25 protein-coding genes and 2 pseudogenes are annotated in these 22,406 nt (G+C 67.7%); 16 read left to right on the forward strand and 11 right to left on the reverse strand.

Annotation, left to right across the window (positions count from 1 at the left end; genetic code table 11):
• The first annotated feature begins 202 nt into the window (after positions 1 to 202).
• Together K377_RS39450 and K377_RS39460 are read left to right on the forward strand one after the other, a co-directional pair.
• Positions 203 to 607, forward strand: coding sequence for a hypothetical protein (locus K377_RS39450; protein WP_237551677.1), 405 nt, complete (start codon positions 203 to 205; stop codon positions 605 to 607).
• A gap of 372 nt (positions 608 to 979) precedes the next feature.
• Positions 980 to 1,696, forward strand: a complete 717-nt coding sequence (locus K377_RS39460) for a GAF and ANTAR domain-containing protein (RefSeq protein ID WP_111668506.1) — start codon at positions 980 to 982, stop codon at positions 1,694 to 1,696.
• Between the two features lie 273 nt (positions 1,697 to 1,969).
• On the opposite strand, the gene K377_RS39465 is transcribed toward K377_RS39460, so the two are convergent.
• Positions 1,970 to 2,311, reverse strand: a complete 342-nt coding sequence (locus tag K377_RS39465; RefSeq protein ID WP_111668477.1) for an ANTAR domain-containing protein — start codon at positions 2,309 to 2,311, stop codon at positions 1,970 to 1,972.
• Between the two features lie 426 nt (positions 2,312 to 2,737).
• Between K377_RS39465 and K377_RS42620 the strand changes: the two are divergent.
• A pseudogene (locus K377_RS42620) lies at positions 2,738 to 2,893 on the forward strand (IS630 family transposase); the annotation flags it as partial.
• A 43-nt stretch (positions 2,894 to 2,936) separates the two neighbouring features.
• Here the strand turns inward: K377_RS42620 and K377_RS39475 are convergent.
• The gene (locus tag K377_RS39475) at positions 2,937 to 3,476 is read right to left on the reverse strand and encodes a DUF1707 domain-containing protein (protein WP_111668479.1); all 540 of its coding nucleotides are present in this window, start codon (positions 3,474 to 3,476) and stop codon (positions 2,937 to 2,939) included.
• 240 nt (positions 3,477 to 3,716) lie between these two features.
• On the opposite strand from K377_RS39475, the pseudogene K377_RS39480 reads away from it, so the two are divergent.
• Positions 3,717 to 4,075 (forward strand): annotated as a pseudogene (locus tag K377_RS39480) (hypothetical protein).
• Between the two features lie 1,090 nt (positions 4,076 to 5,165).
• Here K377_RS39480 and K377_RS39490 read toward each other — a convergent pair.
• Complete coding sequence (locus K377_RS39490; protein ID WP_111668480.1) at positions 5,166 to 6,128, reverse strand: DUF5937 family protein; 963 nt, start codon at positions 6,126 to 6,128, stop codon at positions 5,166 to 5,168.
• Between the two features lie 66 nt (positions 6,129 to 6,194).
• Between K377_RS39490 and K377_RS39495 the strand changes: the two genes are divergently transcribed.
• From K377_RS39495 to K377_RS39515, 5 genes are all read left to right on the forward strand, one after another.
• Positions 6,195 to 6,662 carry a cupin domain-containing protein gene (locus tag K377_RS39495; RefSeq protein WP_111668481.1) on the forward strand — a complete coding sequence of 156 codons (468 nt, stop codon included), beginning with the start codon at positions 6,195 to 6,197 and terminating at the stop codon, positions 6,660 to 6,662.
• A 74-nt stretch (positions 6,663 to 6,736) separates the two neighbouring features.
• A complete protein-coding gene (locus K377_RS39500) occupies positions 6,737 to 7,411 on the forward strand; it encodes an SDR family oxidoreductase (protein ID WP_111668482.1) in 675 nt (224 codons plus the stop codon).
• 214 nt (positions 7,412 to 7,625) lie between these two features.
• Complete coding sequence (locus K377_RS39505) at positions 7,626 to 7,940, forward strand: PH domain-containing protein (RefSeq protein WP_237551678.1); 315 nt, start codon at positions 7,626 to 7,628, stop codon at positions 7,938 to 7,940.
• Positions 7,941 to 8,459: 519 nt separating this feature from the next.
• Positions 8,460 to 8,891, forward strand: coding sequence for a hypothetical protein (locus K377_RS39510; RefSeq protein ID WP_111668483.1), 432 nt, complete (start codon positions 8,460 to 8,462; stop codon positions 8,889 to 8,891).
• A gap of 227 nt (positions 8,892 to 9,118) precedes the next feature.
• A complete protein-coding gene (locus K377_RS39515) occupies positions 9,119 to 9,520 on the forward strand; it encodes a hypothetical protein (protein ID WP_146614836.1) in 402 nt (133 codons plus the stop codon).
• Positions 9,521 to 9,638: 118 nt separating this feature from the next.
• On the opposite strand, the gene K377_RS39520 is transcribed toward K377_RS39515, so the two are convergent.
• A complete protein-coding gene (locus K377_RS39520) occupies positions 9,639 to 10,244 on the reverse strand; it encodes a TetR/AcrR family transcriptional regulator (protein ID WP_111668485.1) in 606 nt (201 codons plus the stop codon).
• A 62-nt stretch (positions 10,245 to 10,306) separates the two neighbouring features.
• Here K377_RS39520 and K377_RS39525 point away from each other — a divergent pair, with 62 nt between their 5' ends.
• Both K377_RS39525 and K377_RS39530 read left to right on the forward strand, forming a co-directional pair.
• Positions 10,307 to 11,182: an alpha/beta fold hydrolase gene (locus tag K377_RS39525; RefSeq protein WP_111668486.1), complete on the forward strand. Its 876-nt coding sequence runs from the start codon at positions 10,307 to 10,309 to the stop codon at positions 11,180 to 11,182.
• Positions 11,183 to 11,352: 170 nt separating this feature from the next.
• Positions 11,353 to 12,474: an IS630 family transposase gene (locus K377_RS39530; protein ID WP_309252268.1), complete on the forward strand. Its 1,122-nt coding sequence runs from the start codon at positions 11,353 to 11,355 to the stop codon at positions 12,472 to 12,474.
• 29 nt (positions 12,475 to 12,503) lie between these two features.
• Here K377_RS39530 and K377_RS39535 read toward each other — a convergent pair whose 3' ends face one another.
• Positions 12,504 to 13,145, reverse strand: coding sequence for a hypothetical protein (locus K377_RS39535; protein ID WP_111668488.1), 642 nt, complete (start codon positions 13,143 to 13,145; stop codon positions 12,504 to 12,506).
• A 209-nt stretch (positions 13,146 to 13,354) separates the two neighbouring features.
• On the opposite strand from K377_RS39535, the gene K377_RS39540 reads away from it, so the two are divergent.
• A complete protein-coding gene (locus K377_RS39540) occupies positions 13,355 to 14,167 on the forward strand; it encodes a hypothetical protein (protein ID WP_111668489.1) in 813 nt (270 codons plus the stop codon).
• A gap of 29 nt (positions 14,168 to 14,196) precedes the next feature.
• On the opposite strand, the gene K377_RS39545 is transcribed toward K377_RS39540, so the two are convergent.
• Positions 14,197 to 14,634, reverse strand: a complete 438-nt coding sequence (locus K377_RS39545) for a hypothetical protein (RefSeq protein ID WP_161195093.1) — start codon at positions 14,632 to 14,634, stop codon at positions 14,197 to 14,199.
• Positions 14,635 to 14,916: 282 nt separating this feature from the next.
• Between K377_RS39545 and K377_RS39550 the strand changes: the two genes are divergently transcribed.
• The 3 genes from K377_RS39550 to K377_RS39560 all read left to right on the forward strand — a co-directional run bounded on the left by K377_RS39550 (position 14,917) and on the right by K377_RS39560 (position 16,573).
• A complete protein-coding gene (locus K377_RS39550; protein ID WP_220093196.1) occupies positions 14,917 to 15,336 on the forward strand; it encodes a DUF6193 family natural product biosynthesis protein in 420 nt (139 codons plus the stop codon).
• Between the two features lie 410 nt (positions 15,337 to 15,746).
• Positions 15,747 to 16,244, forward strand: a complete 498-nt coding sequence (locus K377_RS39555) for a hypothetical protein (protein ID WP_111668490.1) — start codon at positions 15,747 to 15,749, stop codon at positions 16,242 to 16,244.
• A 122-nt stretch (positions 16,245 to 16,366) separates the two neighbouring features.
• Positions 16,367 to 16,573, forward strand: coding sequence for a hypothetical protein (locus K377_RS39560; RefSeq protein WP_111668491.1), 207 nt, complete (start codon positions 16,367 to 16,369; stop codon positions 16,571 to 16,573).
• 449 nt (positions 16,574 to 17,022) lie between these two features.
• Here K377_RS39560 and K377_RS39565 read toward each other — a convergent pair whose 3' ends face one another.
• Together K377_RS39565 and K377_RS39570 are read right to left on the reverse strand one after the other, a co-directional pair.
• On the reverse strand, positions 17,023 to 17,703 hold the full coding sequence (locus tag K377_RS39565) for an SMI1/KNR4 family protein (RefSeq protein ID WP_111668492.1): 681 nt from the start codon (positions 17,701 to 17,703) through the stop codon (positions 17,023 to 17,025).
• A gap of 284 nt (positions 17,704 to 17,987) precedes the next feature.
• Positions 17,988 to 18,887, reverse strand: a complete 900-nt coding sequence (locus K377_RS39570) for a LysR family transcriptional regulator (protein ID WP_111668493.1) — start codon at positions 18,885 to 18,887, stop codon at positions 17,988 to 17,990.
• Between the two features lie 98 nt (positions 18,888 to 18,985).
• Between K377_RS39570 and K377_RS39575 the strand changes: the two genes are divergently transcribed.
• Positions 18,986 to 19,351 carry a nuclear transport factor 2 family protein gene (locus K377_RS39575; RefSeq protein ID WP_111668494.1) on the forward strand — a complete coding sequence of 122 codons (366 nt, stop codon included), beginning with the start codon at positions 18,986 to 18,988 and terminating at the stop codon, positions 19,349 to 19,351.
• A gap of 70 nt (positions 19,352 to 19,421) precedes the next feature.
• Here K377_RS39575 and K377_RS39580 read toward each other — a convergent pair whose 3' ends face one another.
• From K377_RS39580 to K377_RS39590, 3 genes are read right to left on the reverse strand one after another with little or no spacing between them, the layout of a single operon-like run.
• Entirely contained in the window at positions 19,422 to 19,739 is a 318-nt protein-coding gene (locus K377_RS39580) for a hypothetical protein (protein WP_237551679.1), read from the reverse strand.
• Between the two features lie 38 nt (positions 19,740 to 19,777).
• On the reverse strand, positions 19,778 to 20,971 hold the full coding sequence (locus K377_RS39585) for an amidohydrolase (protein WP_111668495.1): 1,194 nt from the start codon (positions 20,969 to 20,971) through the stop codon (positions 19,778 to 19,780).
• Positions 20,968 to 22,383: an MFS transporter gene (locus tag K377_RS39590; RefSeq protein ID WP_258395310.1), complete on the reverse strand. Its 1,416-nt coding sequence runs from the start codon at positions 22,381 to 22,383 to the stop codon at positions 20,968 to 20,970. Before K377_RS39590 ends, K377_RS39585 begins: the two co-directional genes overlap by 4 nt.
• Positions 22,384 to 22,406 lie beyond the last annotated feature (23 nt).

Consider the following 22,406-nt stretch of genomic DNA (forward strand, 5'->3'; position numbering starts at 1 on the left):
ATGATGGGCTGCGATCGGTTCCGCAGCCCATCATCGGCACTCCCTGACTGGCGGCCGTCCGGAGGTGCAGGTCGCCGGACGGCCGCCAGAGCACTGGAAGCGAACTAGGTATGGCGGCACCGGCCGATGGTGTGCATTCTGCTTTCACGGCTTCGAGCCGACGGCGGATATGGGTATCGCTGGTGATAAGCGGACCAAGGCCGTGGAGACCAAGTCCGGCTCCACGACGGCCGGCTGGTCCTACTGCTACGACAAGGCCGGCAACCGCACCGGCCGCTCCACCGGCACCACGCTGCCCTCCTCCTGCGACGACGCCGAGCAGAAGGCCGTCTACAACGACGCCGGCGAGCTGACCTCGTTCGACGGCAACGACGCTTTCACCTACGACGGTGCCGGTAACGAGACGTCGGCCGCGAGCCCGACGGGCACCCGCACCGCGGAATCGTGGACGCCGCACAACCAGCTCGGCGCCTATACCCAGTCCGGTTCTACGACGGACCAGACGTACGCGGGTACCGACAATACGCAGCGCCTGAAGGCCGGCTCGACGACCTTCCTGCGTAGAAGACACCGGCTGCGACCAGAACCGCTGCGGCGAAGGCGCTGATAAGGACAGGGCCGACCGGCCACAACCGCAGGCCCTGCCCTCGTGCATGACGAGACACTCTGCGCATACGCATGGGGCCAATGGCACATCGGATTCCGCGGCCGGTTGGCCGAACAGCAAAAGCCGACCGTTTCCGCCTTTCGGTCGATTGGATCACCTTGCCGTTCCGCTTCGGAACATGGGGGACAAATTGTCACGAGGGGTGCTCGAACCTGCGCACCCTGTAAGGGGCCGCACCCAGCCATGGGTACGGCACTCTTCTACGTTGGGACCGCGTGCAGGACTGACGTGACAGGGTGAGTAGACCGGCCGCTTTCAGACGTGGTCGTCGGACAGCAGGCGCTGTGCACTCACCAGAGGGAGCGTATGGGCATGGAATGGCGTGACTTCGCGGTCGACATGGCCGGCATGGCCCGCAGCTTCCTGGCACGCGATGCGGTCGACGAGACCCTTGACAAGATCATCGACGCCGCTGCGAAGCGCGTGGATGGCTGTGACGCGGCCGGCGTCCTGGTGGTGCGTAAGAAGCAGGTCACGACCGTGGCGTCGACCAGCCAGATCGTCGACGACAGCGACCGCCTCCAAGAACGCCTGGGAGAGGGGCCTTGCCTCGATGCCAGCACCCTTCAGCACCCCGTCTTCCGCATCGAGAACCTGGCGACGGAGACAGTGCGCTGGCGGTCCTTCGCTCCCCGAGCCCACGCCCTGGGCGTGGGCAGCATGATGGGCTTTCTGCTCTACACCGATGACCACGACAATCTGGGCGCCCTCAATCTCTACTCTCACCGCCCCGGCGCCTTCGATGCCGACGCCGAGACGGCCGGCTGGCTCCTGGCCGCGCACGCGGCCGTCGCGCTGTCCGGCGCGCACGAACACGCCGCCATGCGCCGCGCCGTCGACAGCCGCCACACCATCGGCGAAGCCATGGGCATCCTCATGGAACGCCACCACCTCACCGAGGACGCCGCCTTCGACACCCTGCGCCGCTACTCGCAGGAGAAGAACATCAAGCTCCGCGATGTCGCCCAGCAGCTCATCGACCAGGGCACCCTGCCCGAGGGCGAGGATGGCGGTGTCCCCGGCTCGTAGAGCTGAACCGGGGACACCTCGACGCAGAACGACCCCCAGGGGGCTTTCAGCGATCTGCACCGTGCAACACCAATCCCCCGAACATTGCCTTTTACACGCATAGCAGGGCCTTCTATCCCAGAGCACCCGGACGGGACCGCCGAAGGACTGCCCGGGACGGGCGACGCGGCCGTGCGGGGCACGGTGAGCGTGCCGGGCAGCACGTCACACGGGCGGAACGGCGCCGTCGTCCGGCGTACAGGACCAGGAAGGCCTCTGCGGGCGGGAGCGCCCTCAGGGCTGTGCGCTGGTGGACTGTGAGATCGCGGCATACAGCTCGCGCCGTTCGTCCTCGGGGAGGGTGCCTCCCTGAACAAAGTCCAGGATGTGGCGTGCCACGTCGGTGAGTTTCGTGTTGGTGTTCTGGGACACCTGCCGCAGCACCGTCCACGCATCGTCCGGTGACATCCGTCCGAGCGCCGCTACAGCGCCTTTGGCCTGGTCGGTCACCTCGTGCGAGGTGACCGCTCGTTGCAGGTGCGCCACCTCACTCAGCAGCCGCTCGCGCTCCAGGGCGAGTTCGGTGACCGAGAGAAGTCTTAGCGGGTCCGTCGGATGCAGTGCGAAGAAAGCCATCGTCCCTCAGCGGCAAAAATCGGCGACACGTTCAGCCTCAATTTTCCCGTTCTCCTGCCGGGGCCAGGAGGTGGTGGGGCGGGCCTTGCTCCCCAGCTCCGCCCGCCCCCACCTGGCCCCGCTCTGACGGCATGGTCGGCGTCTCGACCGCCAGAGCGGGCTGGGAGCGACAGCGCCAACAGCACGCGCCACCGCGCAGCTCCAACCTCATGATCCCAAACTCCAGATCAGCCAGCCAGCACACAAAACGAAGACCGATGTCCATTTTGCGCAATCCCACTCGCGCTGACATGCAGAGTTCTCTCGGTCCGGGGCAGCGGGTGCAGGTGCCCCGCGATGACGGCCTTCCGCCAGACGTACTCGAGCAGGCCCTCCAGGCCCGGAGCCGGGTTCTGGAACGCGACCTGGCAGCCCTCGTGGAGGCGATCCGCACGGCAGCGGGCCCTGCACGCCTACCTGCGGTGGCACAACGCCAACGCCCGTCACCGTGATGTCCTGGCGGCCGAACGCAAGGAACGTGCTCGTATCCGAAGCGAGAAAGGTATCCGCTGGGGCGGACGTCCTCTCAAAGCCGTCGCCTGACAGCCGCCGAAGTCGGCGGTCGAAGTGCCGGGCGGGTGGAGCCTCAACGCCGGGCATGGCGGATCTTCAATCGTCCAAATCCCATGGCCCCAGAGATGCGGATTCTCGGCCCGCCGGGGCGGGAACGCCGCGGAGCCTTGTAGCGCAGGTCCTTCCACTCAGTGCGCAAACCCTCGACATCAACGACCGCGTCACGAGGCACGATGATTCTGGCCCCACCGGTTCCGAGTTGCAGCTCGATGTCGACGACCGGATGCTCGATGACCGCCCGGGACAGATCCAGGCGCACCCTTCCGTATGCGGACTCGACCTTGAGGATCCGAGGTACCCGCCATGCCCCTCGTCGCTGGATCCGTCCACCGGCTGCAGCGATCGTCGACGTGGTGCCCGGGTGCTCCCCCGGGAGTGAGGCCAGAGCTGACACGAGCTGGCTGTGCACCTTGGCGCTGAGCACCTGATGAAGGCGTCCGTCCAACTCCTCGTGCGAGATGAGCCCTTCGGTGTACGCCTCCTGGAGGCGCTGCACGGCCGTATCGCGGTCATCTTCACCGATCAGCGGCGGCGGTTCCGGGAAGGAGGTCACCGTTTCACCCTACTGCCGTACCGACGACGCGAACGCGTCAAGGTCCATAGCGGGCAAGGCATCAGACGGGGAGGCCAGCCGCTCGTCGCCATGGCCTTGATCGTCCAACTCGGCGAACCTATGCGGTCACAGCACTAGCTCACGGCTGCCCCTCGTATCTCACACGACGGGCCGTTCACGCCGGAAGCGTGCCAGAGCAGAGCAGTTGAGGAGGGTGAATCGGCCCGGCACACTCGTCCGATGAGCCACGGCATACCATTGGGCAGCTGGGATGAACCCTGGTACCGCGTCCACACTGAGCACTTCGAGGCCGCGTTCCTCCGGACGCCGACGAGGACCTCGATGCGGTGAGCGATGTTGACGTCGAGGTCCGCCTGCGGGACGGGTCTCGGTGGAGCGCAACCATTCGCACGGTCGGTCACGTTGAGACGCTGATGAAGCGGTGGGCGGTGAGCGGGGAAGCTCTGGGAGGACGCTACTTCTGGTGCTCGGACGGGCTCATCGTCCGCGATGCCGGTATCAGCAACATGACCCAGGTCCTCACCGGCCTGATCGAGAACGGCGAGTTCGCGCAGATCCTTCAACATCTCGAGGACTGACGCCCAGCCAGACTGACTCATTCTGAAACGATCCGTAAGTCACTGAGAGAGCTGCTCGCGAACCCATGCGGGTGAGGGATTGGTGCGGGACCTGCCGGATCGCGCCAGATATTGACCCAGTGTAGATGCCGGGCTTTGAAGCCCAGCCGAAGGCGCAGCCGCATGCAGTACTTGCAGCCGGGACGCCAAAAGACGATGGGCCGTCCATCGACTGGGCTGAGGCGCTGGGTCTCCAGCGCACTGACGCCCCTCGGGAAGATCGAAGGCGAGTACACGCCAGCGAGAAGCACGAAAACCAGCAGCGGAGCCACCGCTTCGACGCGGTCGCCCCTGGCGACCAACCCAGCCGTAACGGCAGCGCCGCACAAGACCAGCAACAAAGGCAACATCCAGGCACGCATCACGAGGATGAACGTTACCGACTCAAGGAGAGGCCGCTATCGGCGGTGTGCGCCCGCTTGCTGCTATACGGGGTGCGGCTTTGAAGAATGACCAGCCGAAGCCGGCGTTCAAGGACAGGTTCACCGCAAGTGCAGCAGCCCACCGGTGGCGCTCGCCGTGTGCACTGCGCTGAAGGACACGTTCTCCGCAAGCCACGATGGAGATGTAGAGGGGGGCCACACCACGCCGAAGGCAGCCGGTGGAGGCTGCCATGCCAACTGATCTGGAGGAACCGTGATCTGAGCCAGCGCATGGTTGACCGCCGCAGCCGTCAGCGCCGCTCTCCTCGCCGGGGCCGCGCCCGCCGGCGCCGCTCCGGCCGCCGCAGCCGCGCAGTACGAGTTCGCCAACATGGCGGCACAGGCGAGATTTGTGCTCACCGCGCGCGAAAGGGTGACCCCGTCGGTCTTGCCCTTCGTACCGGAGAGGCGCGCCAACGCTGGGAAGCGGCGTTCACTTTCGGATCCACGGGCCTTGTGACCTACCGCAACGTCGGGACGAAGCAGTGCCTCACGGTCAAGCACAGCGAGGAGGGGGAGAGGGCCCGGCTGTCGCGAACCCCCGCCTACGTGCTCATGCAGAGAGTCGTCCAACAAGCGGCCGCTACACGCGCCTGGCGAACCGCCTTCCACACCCAATAGCCCACCCGTCATGACTGCGGCGAGGCGGCGTCCAGGAGAGCTTGTCCGGCCTTGGTGAGCTCGTGCGTGGCGGTGCGGCCGGACCGGCTGCTGTCGATCAGTCCGGCGTCCCGGAGGATGGCCAGGTGTTCACTGGCGGTCGGCGGGGTGACGTTCACCAGCCTGGCCACCACGGTGGTCTGCAGCGGGGTGGCCAGCGCGGCCAGGATCCGCGCGCGGGTCCCGCCCAGGAGGCGGTCCAGCGACCGGGGAGTGGGCGGCGTGGACCAGAGGTAGCGCCCGGATGCCGGATAGTAGATCGCCGGCGTCCAGTGGCTGGAGGTGGTGCACTGGATCCGGTCGGTGATGAACAGGGACGGAATGAGGATGAGCCCCTCGGGGCAGTCAACGTCGATGTTGACGCTCTTGTTCACGGTGACGGTGTCGCCTTCGCACGCGGCCGACGGGTGCAGGCGCGGCAGGATCGCGCGTAGGCCCTCCCGGTTGACCTGGAGGGCCCGGTCCAGCATCTCGGCCCGCAATGCCTGGCGCATCGAGGGCCACTCCGGTTCCACTGCTGTCTTCCACAGGCGCTGCAGCGCGTCGGCGGCCTCGGATCTGGCCCGGTCCGGGTTCTCGAGCAGTCGGCGGCGTATGTCCGGTCCTTGCCCGGTCGTGGCGTCGACCAGTTCGGCGTACGTCTGGTCCGTCGGCGCCGCCAGGAGGGCGTCCAGGCCCTCCTCGAACGTCGGCTCACTGGACATCGGCGACGGGTCGAGGAAGTCGGGCCGGTAGGCGCCGTCGGCCATGAAGACGGTGAGCGCCCGCAGGTCCGTAAGCGAGAGCCGCAGGCGCCGACGGCGCAGCCAGGAGTGGAACAGCGGGTGCCGCTGCGGCTCGGTCAACAGCTGGGCCAGGCTGACGACTTCGTGGATCGGCGACATCGCCCACCGCACACCCGCGGCGCCGGCCCCCAGACGGTAACGGATCACTTCTCCATTGTTAGGCCACCGCCGAATTGAGCGCGAGCGATTAGGCCGAGCTCCCAGACTCGGGCCATGACCAACACGCAATCAATCCGCCGGTATCCCGAGCGAGAGCAGGCCCCACAGGTCCGGATGATCCGGCTGGGCGCCAGCGGATCGACCATCGAGGTCCTCGCCAGTGCAGATCAGACCAGCGGGAACATGAGCCTCTACCGGTGGCGCATGGCGCCCTCCAGCACCGGGCCTTCCCCGCACTTCCACACGACCTTCAGCGAGACCTTCATCGTCGAAGAGGGCGAGGTCGACTACTTCGACGGACGGGCCTGGCGAACCCTCCGGCCCCAAGACACCGCGCACGCGGCGGCGGGTGACGTGCACGCCCTGCGCAAGGAGTCCGGCGAAGGCGCCACCCTTCTGATGGCGCTCTCACCGGGCGTGCCACGGGAGGAGTACTTCGCCGCCCTCGCCACCACGGGCGAGCGCGACCTGAGCCGGCTGCACGGAGCTCACGACAACCACTTCCCCGACGACGAGTGGTGACCGTACCGCCGCCGTACCCGCTCCTTCCTCCTCGTCCACTCCGTCCCAACCAACCTTCCAGCAAAGGATTCACTGTGCCCACCATCGCCATCGTCGGAGCTGGCCCCGGTATGGGCCTGGCCATCGCCCGCACCTTCGGCTCCCGCGGTTTCGACGTCGCTCTCATCGCCCGTAACCGCGACAGGCTCGATGCCCTGGTCGGCCGCCTGGAGGCCGACGGCATCACCGCCGCCGGGTTCTGCGCGGACGTACTCGACCACGAAGCGCTCACCCAGGCCCTCAAGGATGCCGCGACCCGCTTCGGCCGTATCGACGTCCTGGAGTACTCCCCGGCCGGGAGTCTGGAATCCGTGTCACTGACCGCCCCGTCCCAGACCGCCCCCTCCGATGTGCAGTGGGCGATGGACATCCTGCTCTACGGGGCGATCGCCGCAACACAGGCCGTCCTGCCCTCGATGCGCGCGGCCGGCGCGGGCACCCTCCTGTTCACAAACGGCGCCGGTGCGGCCGACCCCAACCCGACGCTCGGCAACCTCAACGCCGCGCAGGCCGCACTGCGCAACTGGGTGCTCGGTCTGCACAAGGAACTCACCGGCACCGGCATCCAGGCGGCACACGTCGCCATCGGGGCCTGGATCGGCGCCGACGCCCCACCCGGTGTCCCGTCGGCCGCGGCCGACGACATTGCCCCCCTCTTCTGGGACCTGTACACCCGGCGCGACGAAGCCGAACGCGCCTTCCCCGCCTGACACCGCCTCCAGAGGCTTCGGGGCCCTATGCCTCTGGTCAATCCGTAGGGCCCAGAATGTGAGCATGGAGGACCAGGGCGGGGGCTCGGTGTCAGTTTGGCGCGTTGGCGGGACGGCTCGCGTTGCGGGCTTTGTGATCCCGGCTGTCGTGGGAGCGAGGGCGCTCTTCTGCTGGGCGAGGTGGGTTTCCTCGCCGAGTGCCGAGGCGGCACAGTTGGCCGGGCTGTGGTCGGGGCTTGCCGTCGGCGGTGGGTTGTTCTTCTGGTGGGCGGTCCTCCGAGTCCGACTTCAGGTGGGCCCTGACGGGATCGTGGCGGTCAATCCGTGGGGGACCCACCGTCTGGGGCTGGACGAGGTGGCCTCGGTGGGGCTGGGTGCGTGGGGTGCGGAGTTCAAGCACGCGGACGGCTTCAAGACCACGGCGTATGCCCTGAGCGAGCTGGCTTCGGGCACCTCGCAAGAGGGCCGGTTTGCTGAGCTGCTGGCTGTTTTGGAGGTCAACTCCACGCGGTCACCGCGCGACACATGACCCAGCGAGCGGACGGAAACGAGCCCGTCTCGGCTCCCCGAAACAGCCGTCGCAGAGCACGGTGAACCGCACGACGGCCCGGCACCGAGCGGGGCAGAGCAGGGCTTGAGTGTGGCGCTTGCACTCGGCGGTCTTTCTGCCGCGGTGGGCCCGGAGGCCAAGCCGAGGAAGCACCAAGCGGTGGCTACCCGATGCGACCAGCGCGGCTACATCTTCCTCGGCAGGGCCTGATGCGGCTGAGGGTGACGGGCGTGGCCACGTGGCCCGGAGGTGCGCGGGAAACCGCAGCGCGGCAGCCTCTTTTGAACGCGTTCAAGAAAGTGCTAGGGTCAGCCGCGTCGCCTGATGCGGTGGGGTTCGTGACCCGCTTCTCGGGGCGCCGGCGCCACTGTGCACAACCGGCAGCTCGATGCGACGCGCCCAACAGGCTGACCTGCATCTCGCCCGCGATCCCGTAATCGGAGACCCTCCGCCTCCGGGCCCGCAGCGGCCGAATCCAACAAGGCAGACAGGGACCAGATGTCGACAGCAGAGACCGCGCCCATCACGCCGGTGCAGTTCGGACGCTGGCTGGTTCGGAGCGTGGGGATCTATCTCGTGGTGTTCGCCTGTGGCTGGTCGGTCGCATCGGCGATATCGCCGCGGGCGCTCGATCAGAGCCAGACGGACACCATCAGCCATCTCTCCTTCGTAGAGTCCTTCGTGACCTATCTGACCTACACCCCGACCATCCTGCTGTATATCGGTGGACCCACGCTCGTCCTGGTGGTTCTTCTGGCTCTAGGGCAGCCCCAGTTGAGTAACGGCTCGTTCCGCCTGCTCAGCACAGTGGTTCTGCTGCTGCCGCTCTGGTTCCTTCTCCTGGTGGGCAGCGGCGGCATGCTCTTGGCCATGGCCGCCGCGCAACTCCTGTACGCAACAGTGCTGATGTCGCCTCTCGCGTCACAGTGAGCTTGTCTGTCGCGGAGTCGGCGGACCACGCGAGGTACGGCGGCAAATGCCGCACTGGACCACGGTGGCCGTCTCAGCCCAAGCGCGGCGGCAGCCGCGGGCTCGCGACGTGCGGGCCAGCAGAGATGGACCTGCGCGACACCCAGCCAGCACGGATCCGCATGGGCCGTGCTCCACCGTATGACCCGGATCGCATAGTGAGGCAAAGAGTGAAGCGGCGTTGGGTAATGGCAGCTCTTCTGTGTGCGCCCCTTGGCCTCATCGCCGGTTGCGCCACGGAGCCTGAAGCGAAGGGAGTGCACCGCGCGGACCTCGTGGGCCACTGGCACGCCGGCGAGTCGTGTGACACCTCGCTCGCGCTGGGCAGCAAGGGCTCAGCCAGGTACGAACACTGGGCCACGGACTACAGCGTCAGCCAGTCCCGCATCACCAAGACAGTGACCGGACGCGGGAGTTGGTCGCTGGACACCTTTGGCAGCCGTCAGGTCCTCAGAGTCGAAACAGGCGAGGGCGGGGAGGAACTGACCTTGCTGAGGCCGGACGACGGCCGACTGCTGCTCCTTCAGATCCCCGGCGACGACCCCGATAACAGCATCGGGTGCCGCTTCAGGCAAGTCGATGAGAAATAGCCGAACCTGCACGCCGCGATCATCCGCGGCTCCGAAAGCATGATCCGCCCCGCAATGATCCCCGATGTCGCAAACCGGGGCACGGAAGAGGCATCCATAACCTGGCATGGACCATGTACTACCGCTTCGTACGGAACGTGCTCTCGGAGTTGGGGAAGGCGGCGAGCAGCAAGGCTGCCATCGACCGGCCGGCCACCCGCAGCGGTTCCGGATCACGGGCAGCTCGGCTGAGCATGAATGCGCCCTCCAACATCATGACCATGGAGTACGCGAGGGAGCGTGCTGTGCTTGGTTCGTCCACCCATCGACCGAACCAACGCGCAGCCGTGGCGACCCACTCCGCGAAGACCTCCGCAGTCGCGGCACGCAGTTCGTCGTTACTGCTCGCGACTTCCAGGGCCACGGTGCCGATGGGGCACGCGTCGGCATAGTCAGCCGCGGCAAGATCGTCCGCGGCCGCTTCAAATGCGTGCACGAGAGATCCAACAGGATCCGAGACGCTGTCCAACAGGGCCATGACCAGCCGGCCGTACTCGGCTCCGGACGTGCGGATCATGTCTTCGGCCAGCTGCTGCTTACCGCCCGGGAAGAAGTGGTAGATCGAGCCGAACGGCGCGTCAGCCGCTGTCGCGATCCGCTTCAAGCCGGTGGCCGCGTAGCCGTGCCGCCGGAACAGCACCGCGGCGGCGCGCTGGATCCTCGCTCGCGTATCCGACTGTCCCATTGTTTTCCGCCTCCCTCGCCTCCAAACTATCAGTAGAACGCTCTATCAAGAGAGGTGTCGAGATGCCGCGGATCCAGCTGTCGTACGGACCGGTCGACTACCAGGACACCGGTGGAGACGGGCCAGTACTGGTGTTCTGCCATGGGCTGCCGATGAACGAGTCCCAGTGGCGCAAGGTGATCCCGATGCTGGGCGGCTATCGCTGCGTCCTGCCCACCTTGCCTTTGGGCGGGCACCGTCAGCCGATGAACCCGGATGCCGATCTCTCTCAGCGCGGTGTCGCCCGGCTTCTGGGTGAGTTCATCGAACGGCTCGGTCTGCACCAGGTGACTCTCGTGCTCAATGACTGGGGCGGCGGCCAGTTCCTGGTGTCCGAGGGGCGGGACCAGCACATCGAGCGCCTGGTGCTGGTGGCCTGCGAAGCATTCGACAATTTCCCTCCCGGGCCGGCCAAGGCCATGGCGCACGTGTGCAAAATTCCCGGCGGCGTCTGGCTCCTGACGCGTCTCATGCGCATCCCTGCCTTCCGCCACAGTCGGCACGGCTACGGCGGAATGAGCCTGCGTGGGATTCCTGACGAGATCATGGACGACTGGTTCGCCCCCGCCAGTCGCGACAAAGCCATCCGAAGGGACTTCGCCAAGTTCGCCACCGGAGCGCCCGGACGCAAGACCTTGCTCACCTGGTCCGAGCACCTGCGAGGCTATGACCGCCCGGTACTGGTCGTATGGGCGACTGAGGACAAGCTGATGCCACGCGAACACGGCCCCCAGCTGGCCGATCTGTACCCGCAGGGCCGACTGGTCGAAATCGCCGACTCCTCCACTCTCATCCCCGAGGACCAGCCCGAACAACTTGCCCAGGTACTCACCGAGTTCCTGATCCATACCGGAGCAGAGCCGTCCCGGGCACAGCCGCTGAGAGGGGATTCCGCATGAAAGGTCGTCAGTTCATGATCTGCCAGGTGATGGATGTGTCTCCAGAGATCCTGTCCAACCAGCCGGACTGGGAATAGTTGTCAATAGTGCTCTGACCCTATTGGTTCGCCGGGTTGGTGGTCGGGGCGGTTGGATGTGCGGTGACGTCCGATCCGAGTGCTGGGGGTGCGGTGGCTGAGCCTGTCCGCGTGCGCAGGTTGACCGACCAGGAGGGGCAGAAACTGCAGCAGATCGTGCGCCGGGGCAGCACCGGTTCGGTGCGCTTCCGGCGCGCGATGATGCTGTTGGCGTCGGCCGGCGGGAACCGGGTCCCGGTGATCGCCCAGCTGGTGCAGGCCGACGAGGACATCGTCCGGGATGTGATCCACCGCTTCAACGAGATCGGCCTGGCCTGTCTGGACCCTCGGTGGGCGGGAGGCCGTCCCCGCCTGCTCAGTCCTGACGACGAGGACTTCGTCGTTCAGACGGCCACCACCCGACCGACCAAGCTCGGCCAGCTCTTCACTCGCTGGTCCATCCGTAAACTGCTGGCTTACCTGCGGAAAGTCCATGGGCGGGTCATCCGCATCGGCCGCGAGGCGTTACGCCGTCTGCTCGCCCGCCGCGGCATCACCTTCCAGCGCACCAAGACGTGGAAGGAGTCCCCGGATCCCGACCGCGAGGCAAAGCTGGACCGGATCGAGGAGATTCTGGACCGCTTCCCGGACCGGGTTTTCGCGTTTGACGAGTTCGGCCCGCTCGGCATCCGCCCCACCGGCGGTGCGGGCTGGGCCCCCGCCAGTCACCCCGAGCGGCACCCGGCGACCTACCACCGCACGCATGGCGTCAGGTACTTCCACGGCTGCTATTCGGTCGGTGACGACACGCTCTGGGGCGTCAACCGCCGGAAGAAGGGTGCCGCGAACACGCTGGCCGCGCTCAGATCGGTCCGGGCCTCCCGACCGGACGGCGCCCCCATCTACGTCATCCTGGACAACCTGTCGGCCCACAAGGGCGAGACGATCTGCCGCTGGGCGAAGAAGAACCGCGTCGAACTGTGCGTCACGCCGACATACGCGTCCTGGGCCAACCCGATCGAGGCGCACTTCGGTCCGCTACGGCAGTTCACCATCGCCAACTCCATCCACCGCAACCACACCGTGCAGACCCGGGCCCTGCACGCCTATCTGCGCTGGCGCAACGCGAATGCCCGTCGCCCCCACGTGCTGGCAGCCCAGCGCCGCGAGCGCGCTCGGATCCGCAGCGAGAAGGGCATCCGCTGGGGTGGACGTCCCCTCGCCGATGCCGCTTGACCAGCCCGGCGACCGTGCCTGGCCGGGTCCTAGCAGTAGCCGTCCACCCTGGCGCCGGCTGGAGCGAGGTTGAGCCAGGGATGCCCTGCTCTGTCGGAGGCAGCGGACCGTAGGAGGTCAAGAAGAGTGCACCCCGGGTAGCCCCGAAAACTCGCGTAGGTACCCCGGTAGTAGCAGCTCCAGTAGCTCACAACCCGCCGTTGAGTGCGCGCGAAGAAGGCCGTGTTGTCCACGATGAACTGCCCGTAAGCGAGATGGCCGCGGGTGCCGGGCGTGGCGAGATCGCGGAGCTCGTCACAGATGACGACCAGGATCTCCAAGACGTACTCGCCGACCAGCTGCACGACGAAGGGGACCACCCATGGATCCGTGTAACCAACGACCTTCTCCAAGTGGCGCTGCCTGACCATCCCGTCGCAGTGCCTTGAGTACAGGCAGTGCAGAAGTTGCCGTTGGCGCGGCGAAAGCGACGCCAACGCGTTAGCTGGCGGCTCGTCGTTGTAGAGGCGCTCGGGGATCGAAACCTGCTGGCCCTCCACAATGACCGAGAACGAGGCATGCGGCTGGAGCCGAGAAGCAGGCATCACCGACAGGACTGCCTCGGCGTCGCTTGCAAGCTCGGCCGGGAAGGCCGTGATCAACGGATTGCTGCGGTCGGAAAGCGGCTGCACGAGCCGAGCCTAGGCGGATGCCTCGGCCAGGTAGCTGGCATTAATGGCCCCACGCCCGCCCAACCCGGTGAAGGCATGCGGTCAGAGCACCAGCGTGCTCAAGCGCCAACTATCGCGCTCAGTCACACATGTGGCGCCGCCTATGGAGGAGCCCGCCGACTCGCATGTTCGAATATGCGTTCGATATTATGAGGTGTGGAGGTGACGTCATGGGGGACGGGCAGGTCACAGGCGCAGCGACGGTCATGCACGTCCGGGTGCCGGCGGGTACGCCGGAGCCGGCCTACCGGGACGTGCTGGAGGTGCTGTCCGACATCTCCGCGACGGTGCAGTCCATTCCTCCCGGCGCGGCACTCGTGCAGCTGCGCGGCGCGCTGCGCTTCTTCGGCTGCGATGCCGGGGCGCTGGGTGAGATGACGCGGCTGCGGACGGTAGCCCGGCTCGGATGCGACGTCCGAGTGGGGATCGCGTCGTCCTGGTCGGCGGCGACCCTCTCGGGGCACATCGAGGAGCCGGGAGGCGTGCTGGCCGTCGACGACGACCAGCTGCCCCAGTTCCTGGCGCCCCTCCCGGTCGCCGCGCTGCACGGCATCGGCCCGGCGCAGGCACGCACGCTGGAGAAGTACAGGGTGACCACGATCGGCGTCCTGGCCTCACTGGACCGGTCGACCGTGCAGCGCATCCTCGGCGGCCGCGCCGGCCGCACCGCACACGAACGAGCCCGCGGCATCGACCACCGACCCGTCACCCCACGCCTGCACCCCGAATCCGTCAACGTCCGCCACACCTTCGCCCACCAAGAGCTGGACTCCGCCCGGGTCCGCGCCCGGCTGCTCGACCTCGTCGTCCAACTCGGCGCCGTACTGCGCGAGCGCGACCAGGCCGCCCGCGCCGTCAGCCTGCACCTCACCTTCGCCAGCGGCACCACATGGGAGAAAACCCGACGCCTGACAGAGGCATCCGCACACGAGCTCCCCCCACTGCGCGGGCTATCGTCGATGACCTTTGCCGCTGAATCTTGACCGTTTGCCACCGGACTTTGACCGACGCGTCAGCCGGCTCGGATGGCCTCGTTGCGCAGGGCGTGCAGCAGGGTCAACGAGTCCTGGTTGTCCGCGTCGGTGAACGCGTGGATCGCGAGCAGGATGGATCCGCCGATCCGTTTGGCAGTGACGAGGTCGTCGCCAGCGAGGACGGCCTGATGGTGTAGGGAATCGGCCAGAAGGAAGACCATACGCGCCCTGGGATCGCCGTTGAGCTCCGCGACGCGCTGGCCGGTCTCGTCGAAGGTCATGGTGGCCTCGATGCCGAACGCGGCGAGCAGGACGCGGTCGAGCGTGTGCTTCCCGTACACGGCGAGCAGGGCCGCCAGTGGGCGCTCGTGCGCGCCGCCCGCCAGGACCTCCAGGGCACCGTCGTTGTTCTGGACAACAGCCTCCAGCGCGGCCAGGGCCCGGAGATGGTCATCGTTGGTCAGCTCGACATCCATGGCACCGCAGAGTAGGCCGATGCCCAGAGTGCGGGGAGATGCTTGGTGTGAAACCACCCGCCAGCGTCTGGATGGTTGGCTGCCACCGGTCAAAGTTCGGTGGCAAACGGTCGAGATTCAGTGGCACAGGACAGTCGACCCGTCGGCCGCCCGTGGGGACCCACTTGTCCCGTCCCGGCCGGTCTGGTCCCTGTCTCAGGTGAACGGGACCGATCCTTAGGCCATCTCGGGTGAACTGGTCCGGGGAAAGCTCTGTTGGCGCACGGGCGGCAGAATGGGCGCATGGGATCGATAGATGCGCCGAGTGCTTCCGATGGCGCCGAGCCTGGCCAGTGTGATGTCGTGGAGGCTGCGTGGGAGCGGCTGCTCCAACGCGAGGACATGGACATCAGGCTGGTGCGAGCCGCCCATGCTGAGCCGCTTCTCCGGCAGCTCCATCCCTCAAGCAGCCACCAGGACCTGCACTTCAGCAGGTGCACTGGGGACTGGTCTTGGGATGTTCCGTTCGTCATGCATCTTCCTGGCGGGCGCTACCTCGTCGTTGGGCCGTCCCGTTCCCAGATCGTCGGGGAGGCGGACACCGCCGAGGAAGCCGTTGCTCTGGTCGTCGGTGGTCTGCCACCAGGCTGCGGCCCTGCGGTCGTCGGGCGCAGGGAGGAACTCGACCGGCTCGACACGGTCTCGCCGGACCAGATCCCATGAGACGACGAGCGGTGTTCTCACGCATCGGACCAGACCGGCTGAGAACTCGAACGTCCGCCCGTCTCAATCGATCCGGTCGCCGCAGCTCACAGCCCTGGGTTCGAACCAGATCCTTTGAGACGGGACACCACTCCGGGCTGGGCGGCCGGCACTCTCGGCGCAGCACACCCACGGAGCAGGGAGCAGCAGGCGGAAGGGTGAAGGGGCGCAGCAGCGGGCGCGCAGCAGAGCCCCTTTTTCAGGGTGGGGGTCCTGGCGCGGCGCCACGGTGCCACACGGCGTGCTGGGGCCGCCTCCGGCGCCGGACCGCTCCGCGGCCCGGTAAGGGCCGCCTCCGGCGTCCCTGAGCCCCACCGCACCGCGCGGCCTCGCGTGCCTCACCAGGACCCCACCCTGAAAGGCGCCACCCCATGCCTGCGACGCTCTGCGCTCACGCACGCCCCGACCACCACCAGCCCGGCGAGACCTGCCGCTACGCGGCAGACCTCAAGCCTGGCGACTCCGTCGCCGTCCTCCCCGGCATCTTCATGACCGTCTACGACGCCCGGCCCGCCGACGACCTCACCGTCATGGACATCGTTTACGACCACATGGACGCCGACGACCCCGCACTCACCACCCAGGTTCCCGCGCGCGCCCTCGTGTCCGTCATCCCCGCCGACGGCCTGACCACCGAGGAGAAGCAGCACCAGGACCAGGCGCCCGCCATCATGAAGCCGGTCAACCTCCCCGACTGCGCCTACTCCTGGACCTACGAGGACAAGCCCTGTTACGACCGCCCGGCGTTCGTGATCACGGGGTTCGACAAGGCCGAGCGTCTGGCGTGCCTGAAGCACGCCGGGGCCGTCCTGGCTGAGATCACCGGGCCGGCCCAGGCCGCCAGCGTCATCGAGTTCGAGGGCGAGTGACCATGAACGTCATCACCTGCGCGCCCTGCGACGGCGCCACCACCTTCCGCGTCCGCGCCGATGGCTGATTCGTCTGCCTGGCAGGCCACGAACTCGCCCCCACCGACGTCGACTTGGACGGCATGACCTCGTGGGCTGTCGACGACTCCGGCACCCTCGGCACCGTCGTCTGCCCCTCACAGTCCCTCCAAGTGATCTCCGATGCCCTCACCGACCTCGATGAGTCCGACTACAGCGCCGACCCGGCGCACGCGGCACGCGCGGCCCTCGACACGGCCTACAGCGCATGCCTGGACTACATCGCCGCATACCACTGCCGCATCGCCTGACAGGAGCCCATACTGGGCCCGGGCTTGGAGCCGTCGGCGGCTCGTCTCTCCCCGGACCCTGGAGAGGTCCCACAGGAGCCGCCTGCCAACCCCCGCAACGGCAGGCGGCTCCGCCGCGCCGCGGCACGAGCCCGGAAGGCACCAGCAAACCTTCAGACGGCTGTGGAATGCTTACCCACCGACGTCAGATGAAGGATCACGGGGACCCTCATGAGCGCATTACCGAAAGCGGGACAGGACGAGTAGCGCGCCTACCTCGATCACGAATCACCTGCTTGAAATGCGACCGCCAACTAGGCCGATGCGCGCCGGCCGAGCCCTGCACGAGGCGTACAGAGCGGCGCGCCCCAAGCCTTGAAGCAGCGTCTCCGCTCCGGCCTCACTGTGGCCGAGGGCCCTACTCAGCCCGTTTGGCCAACCGCAACGCCCAACAGCACAGGCCGACGGGCCTACGGTGCCGATAGGGCTGTGCGCTCGGCTTTCTCCAGCCAGTCGGTGTACCAGCGGGCGAACGTCACCGGCGTACCGTCGCCGTCGAGCAGCGGGGCCAGGTCTACGTCATCCACCCGGCAGTCGGACCAGATCGTGCCACGGTGGCTTCCGCTGATGATCAGCCATTCTCTCTGGGCGCAGCCCAGGTGGGAAATCACGATGGCGCCGGCGGTGCGCTCCGGAGCGAACATGATGACCTCCCACCGCTCGTCCCACGCCTCGATGGCGTCATCGAAGTCCTCGATGTCGTCGAAGTCCTCTTCCTCAGGGCGTTGGGCAAGAAGGTCCTCGAGCAGCTTCGGGTCCGGGCCCTGGTCGGGAAACGGCTCGGCAAGCCTCGACAGGTCAGCCAGGTCCGCGCCGTCGCCTTCCCAACGCCAGCGGCCTTGCACGCGCCGAACCGGGAACAGGCCGTACGCGGGGCCGGCGCCCCCCGCGCCGACGTCGAGCAGGAAGGTCCGGTACTTCTCTGGCAGTTGCACGCCCGTCTGAGCCTCGAGTTCGGCAAGCTCGCCCCGGGTAAGCGGGTCCTCCACGTTCCACCTGTGCCCCAATGCCCCGAACACCTTGCTGCCGGAAGGCCCTGCACCCGCCGCCTCTACCCGCTGACGCACGCCCACCCACCACTGATCAGTCATGCGCAGACCGTACGTGCAACCACTGACAACTGGGTTGCGGGGCCGCCCACCGCTGCGGTCCCGACGGGCTCAGGGATGGCCCGACGCCCCAGGCACCTCGGCACAACACACACATCGGCCAGCTGAGGCCCTCGGTGGCCAACCAGCGCACTCGGCCACGCCCACGAGCAAGATCACGATCTACAGCTGGAGTACTAGAGGCCCGTAAGTTCGCGAAAAATGAGGGAACTTCGGCGGGAACTCACGGGTCTGTCGCCCTGATGTCAGGGGATTGACCCGTGGGTTCACGGGGAAGTCGCGGGGCCGGGCTTGGTGAATGCTTCCCGACTGTGCGCGAGCAGCTCACGCATCCCTGGGCTGTGTGTGTTCTTCCAGATCAGGGCGAGCAGTGCGGGTGTATCGACGTCAGCGATGGTGCGGGCGGTGAGCCGGTCGCTGTAGCGCGCAGCCATGGAGTCGCTGAGGATGGCGACGGCGAGCCCGCGGGCCGCGAGGTCGGCGATGGCGTCCGTGGCGCTGGCTTGCAGCGCGATCGCGGGTTGGAGGTTCTGTGCGGCGCAGGCCTGGTCGAATACCGTGCGCAGGCCGGTGCCGGGCGGCATGCACACGATCGGGTGGGCGACCAGGTCGCGCAGGGTGACCCGCCGCTGTTTCGCGAGGGGGTGCCCGGCCGGGACTGCCACGGCGAGCCGCTCGCTGATGATGGTCAGCGCGTCCAGCCCCTCGGGGGTGGCGGCTGCGGCCCCGATGAGTGCCAGGTCGACTGCACCGGTGCGTACCCCCTCGACGAGCCGGTCCGAGCTGTCCTCCAGCAGCGAGATCTCCACACCGGGATGTGCCTGGTGGAAGGCGGTGAGGGCGTCGAACAACGGGGTGAGGGTGCAGCCGATGACCATCCCGACGGTGAGCCGACCCCGGATCAGGCCGGTCACCTCGCCCACCGCCTGGCCGACTGCCCCAGCGGCGGCGAGTGCGGCGCGGGCGTGTTCGAGTGCGGCCTTTCCCGCGACGGTGAGGGTGACGGTGCGGGCCGACCGGTCGAACAACTCGGCACCGAGTTCCCGTTCCAGTTGGCGGACCTGGGCGCTGACGCCGGACTGGCTGATGCGCACCCGGTCGGCTGCCCGGGTGAAGTTCTGTTCCTCGGCGACCGCGACGAAGTATTCCAGTTGCCTCAGCTCCATGACTGAAGATTCTAGTTTCCAGAAGATTCATCTGTTGGACTTCTGATCAGTCGGCGGCCACGCTGGGAAGCGTCGGAGCCCGACGTCAGGAGGAATTCATGTCGGAGTACGAGAAGGCCATGCGCCCTGAGGACATCACCCGCTTGTTCGTAGAACGATCCAATGCCGGTGACGCGGCCGGGGTCGCCGCACTTTACGAAGAGGGTGCGGTGATGGCCTACCCGCCCGGCGACCAGACGGTGGGCCGGAAGGCGATTCGCGCACTATGGGAGAAGGTGCTGGCCAACCGTCCCCGCTTCGAGCAGGAACAGCCGCTGCCGACACTGATCAGCGGTGACATCGCCCTCACCTCGACCCCGCCGAAGGACGGGGTCGGCGCCCGAGCGCAGGTCGTCCGGCGCCAGCCTGATGGAAGCTGGCTGCGCCTGCTCGACCAGCCCGAGTTCGTCCCACCCACCCGCTGACCCCTCGCCTCCGTGAGTTCGCGGAACGGAAGGCCGGAGGGCGTGACCCCGTAGGGTCGGTGCCCCGGTGTCAAGGAGTTGATCCGTGGGTTCGTGGTGAAGTTGCGGGGCCGGTTTCCAGGGGCCGTTCCATGAGAGCGGGAGCGTAGTCCGCGTAGCGCATCGCGCTCTTCTCGTCGAGGCCGAATACCTCCGCGAGATGGAGTGGGTCAGGGCCCTTGATCATGGCCTCTTCGCGTTGGCGGTCGACGCGGAGCTTCTCCAGGGTCGCGTCCTGGCCACGCATCGCAGCGCTGATCCAGTGGCTGCTGGCGCGGCCGGTGGTGTTGGCGGTCTGGTTGTTGATCAGCGGGTGGAGGTTCGCGGTGTTCGGCCACCTGTGCTCCACTCATCTCCTCTTGGCAGTAGGACGAGGTTTGTCGTTGCTCAGGGTGTGTTCCGGTGGGCGAGCAGATGGAGGCAGCGGTCGCGTTGGGTGGGGTCGGTGGCCAGTTCGATGCCGGTGTGGGCGAGGGCGGTGGCGGCGTCGAGGACTGCTCGGTCTGCTTGTGGTGAGGTGCCGTACTGGGCGAAGGGTGCGGTGTGGTGATGGGCGCCGTGTGTGTCGTAGCCGATGGTGGGGTGTAGTGCGGGCACGAGGTGGGAGATGTTGCCCATGTCGGTGGAGGCCATGAGCTCGCCTCGGCGGTCGACGGGTGCGCGGCCCAGGGCTCGGGCTGCTCGGGTGTAGGCGTCGGTGAGAAAGTCGTCTTGTCGCAGGTCCGCGAAGTCGGCTCCGTGGGCGGTGAGTTGCAGTTCGGCGCCGGTGGCCAGGGCCGCCGCTTCGAGACAGGCCCTTACCCGGCGCCGGGCGTGGTCGAGGTCCTCGGTGGTGCGGGCGCGCAGTTCGTAGCGGGCCCGGGCGGTGTCGGGGATGACGTTGACCGCGGTGCCGGCTTCGAGGACGATGTCGTGGATCATGGTGCTCGGGGGGAGTTGTTGGCGCAGCAGTCCGACGGCTGTGCGGGCCAGGGTGACGGCGTCCAGGGCGTTGACCCCTTTCCAGGGGGCGAGCGCGGCATGGGCCGGTTTGCCGTGGTAGACGACGTCCCAGGCGCCGATGGCGAGTGAGGAGGCTCCGACGGAGTCCTCGTCGGCGGCGTGGGCCATGAACGCGGCGGCGACGTCGTCGAAGACGCCTGCCGCCAGCAGCAGTGCTTTGCCGCCGATGTCCTCCTCGGCGGGCGTGCCGATCAGTTTCACGGTGATGCCGACGAGGTCGGCGACGCAGGCGAGAGCGAGAGCGGCTCCGGTCGAGGCGGCGCCGTTGACGTTGTGTCCGCAGGCGTGTCCGATGCCGGGCAGTGCGTCATACTCGGCGCACAAGGCGATCACCAAGTCCCCCGTCCCGTAGGTGGCGACGAAGGCGGTAGGCAGATCGGCCACCTCGCGGGTGACGGTGAATCCGGCGTCGTCGGCGATGGCTGCGATCTTGGCGGCCGAGCGGTACTCCCGCATGGCCGTCTCGGGTTCGGCGTGCAGGCTGTGGCTGAGCGCGATGAGCGTGTGCCGCTCCTTGCGGACGGTGGCGGCCGAAAGGGCGAGGGCGCTCTCTCGTCGGGAGGCGGGTGTGCTGGTCATGCCGTACTCCTCGCGGGGGCGGCACCGGCTTGTGACGTGGGTGCGGTGAGCCGCTCGCGGAAGAGCATGCCTATCGCGGCTCCGGCGAGTGCTACGCCGGCGCAGGCGGCCCACGCCCACTGGTATCCCGCCCCCGTCACAGCGCCCCGGGCCGATGTGTGGCCGGCCCACAGCGAGCCGATCACGGCCGCGCCGATCGCCGCGCCGAGGGAGAGCGCCATCTCGTTGACTCCGACCGACAGTGCGGTCTCCGCCTCGTTGACGACCTCCACCGACAGGCATCGGGTGGCGGCTTCGAACATGCCGGTGGACAGGCCCACGACCAGAGCACCGAACAGGTACTGCGGCAGTGAGGCGTGGAAGAGGCACAGGCTGAGGAAGCCTAGGGCGCCGGCGCAGCCGCTGGCCGCGAGCACGGCACGGTCCCCGATGGCCCGGGACAGCCGGGGCGTCAGGGTGGAGCCGATGAAGCCGACGGCGACCATGCCCAGGGACACCAGGGAGATGGCCCGGGCGCCGAGACCCAGGCCGAGGCCGTGGCCGTCCGGTTCCGTGCCGAGATACACGGCGTTGGCGCCGAGGAAGCCGATGGCGCCGAAGGCGAGGCAGAACGTGTGCGCGCTCACCGCGGCGAGCCGGGGGTTGCTCAGCATGGCAATGTTCACCAGCGGGTGCGAGGAGCGCCGTTCGACCTGCACCCACACGCTCAGCAGCACCAGAGAGGCCGCGAGCGTGAGCAGCGCGGAGGCGGATGTCCACCCCCAGGAACTGCCCTCGGTGAGCACGAGGATGAGGGCGCCGAGCCCGATGGTCAGCAACAGCGCGGCGGGCAGGTTGAACCGGCCGGTGCGCGGCGCGGTACTGGTCGGCAGGGCGAGGGCGGCGGCGACAGCCAGGGCGCAGAAGGGGACTGCGGTCCACAGCCCGGCCAGGGCGTGTTCGTCGCTGAGTGTCCCGGCCACGAAGCCGCCGGCGCCGATGGACAGGAGCAGCGCGCCGACCAGCACGGACATGCCGGCCCGGCCGTGTTCGGGCGCACGCGAGCGTAGGATTCCGGCCAGGAGAGGGAAGAAGCCGACCACCGCGCTCTGCAGCACCATGCCGACAGCGAGTGTGGCGGTGGTCGGCCGGGCGGCGATGAGCAGGGAGCCGACCGAGACCATGGTGACGGCGGCTATGAGCAGTCGCCGGTGGCCCCACGTGTCGCCCCAGCGCGACAGCAGCGGGGTCAGCACAGCGAAGGCGACCTGCGAGAGCAGGTACAGGTTGTTCTGACCCACGCCGCCGATCCCTACGTGTGTGCCCACGACGGGCAGCAGCGGGGTCAGATATCCCTGAACGACACCGCTGCAGACCACGATGAGGATCATCGTCGCGATCAGTCCACGACCCCGGCTGATGGCAGGCGTCACGGTCTCACCTTCCTTTCCTATGG

The sequence above is a fragment of the Streptomyces sp. PsTaAH-137 genome (assembly GCF_003259365.1).
Taxonomy (GTDB): Bacteria; Actinomycetota; Actinomycetes; order Streptomycetales; family Streptomycetaceae; genus Streptomyces.